General features: G+C 67.4%; 2 protein-coding genes and 1 pseudogene. 2 read left to right on the forward strand and 1 reads right to left on the reverse strand.

Annotated elements, in window-relative coordinates:
• The coding region (locus R1101_RS28445) for a histidinol dehydrogenase (protein WP_198420325.1) at positions 1 to 297 on the reverse strand (297 nt) is incomplete at its 3' end.
• A 122-nt stretch (positions 298 to 419) separates the two neighbouring features.
• Here R1101_RS28445 and R1101_RS0123460 point away from each other — a divergent pair.
• Positions 420 to 803 carry a helix-turn-helix domain-containing protein gene (locus tag R1101_RS0123460; protein ID WP_016935612.1) on the forward strand — a complete coding sequence of 128 codons (384 nt, stop codon included), beginning with the start codon at positions 420 to 422 and terminating at the stop codon, positions 801 to 803.
• A 111-nt stretch (positions 804 to 914) separates the two neighbouring features.
• Positions 915 to 1409, forward strand: a pseudogene (locus R1101_RS28450) (poly-beta-hydroxybutyrate polymerase); the annotation flags it as partial.

A 1409-nucleotide genomic window follows, 5' to 3' on the forward strand; every position in this document is an offset into this window, starting at 1 on the left:
CGCGTGCACGACGCGCGTGCGCTCGACGGCCTCCTCGAGGGCGGCGCGGATCGCGGGTTCGAGTTCGGCGAGGGCGCGTTCGAGTTCCGCGGCGGGAACGCGCACCGTGGCGGGGCGGACCCCGTCGAACTTCTCGCAGTAGTCGAGTGCGGCCTCGGCACCGCGAGCGCGGATGTCGTCGACGACGGGACGGACCTGATGGAGCACCGCGTCCACGTCCACTCCGCCACGGGGCAGCGCGCCCCTGAGCTCAGCAGTGGTGGGAGTACGACCGCGCAGGTCGGTGCGGGCAAGCATGAGGTGTCCTCTCTCGCAGAACAGGGATCACCCCCTACTATCCCGCATCGAGTGGTGACGTTCGAAGTTGCACCCGCGTGAGGATGTCTTTCGACACGGATCACCGTGCTTATGCTGTCGGCATGGACGAGGACGAGGCACGCCCGAGCACCTTGGGCGAATTGATCCGCCGCCAGCGTGAGCTCGCAGAACTTCCCATGCGCCAGCTCGCGTCGATGGTGGGCATCTCGAATCCGTACCTGTCGCAGATCGAACGGAACCTGCGGGCGCCGAGCGAGCGTGTGCTGCAAGCGATCGCCGACCAGTTGCACCTGTCCGCCGACACCCTCGCGGCCCACGCGCAGGCCGATGACGGAGCGGAGTCCGCGGTCCTGCGGGCGATTCGCGAGGATCCCGACCTCACCAACGCCCAGCGGCGTTCGCTCGAGGAGATGTACGAGGCATTCCGGGAGGTGACCGTCGCGCGTCGGCGGCGTGGCGGAGGACCCGAATCCGAACACGAGTGAGCATTTTCACATCGGCCAGGGTCGAGGCCTGTTCGTCACGCAGCAATCCAGGTCAGCCCGATTTCGCGGCATGAGCGACGAACATGCAGGTAGCACGTACCTGGGGGTAAGGTGCGCGCCCTCGCGGGCGATGTCAATCTCGGCTCCGGACCATCCACCCAGTTCTGGAGTTGCTCGGTGCTCAACCATCTGCAGAAGAAGCTCACTTCCTCGCTCGACCCGGTCGGCTGGGGCCCGGCCGTCGCTTCGGTCGCCGGTCGCGCCGCGAAGAATCCGCGGGCCGTGGCGGAGGCGACCACGGACTACGCCCACCGTCTGGCGAACATCCCGGCGGCGGCGACGCGCGTGTGGAGTGCCCGCGATCCTCAGGCCCCGGTCGCCCTGGATCCGAAGGATCGCCGCTTCTCCGACGCCGCGTGGAAGGAGAATCCTGCCTACTTCTCACTGCTGCAGAGTTATCTCGCCACCCGCGAATTCGTCGAGGATCTCGCCGACGCCGGCGCAGGTGACCCAATCCAGGACGGCAAGGCACGCCAGTTCGCGAATCTGATGTTCGACGCGCTCGCGCCGTCGAACTTCCTCATCAACCCGGGTGTGCTCGTGCGC

The sequence above is a fragment of the Rhodococcus sp. R1101 genome, assembly GCF_000278445.1.
Classification (GTDB): domain Bacteria; phylum Actinomycetota; class Actinomycetes; order Mycobacteriales; family Mycobacteriaceae; genus Rhodococcus; species Rhodococcus gordoniae.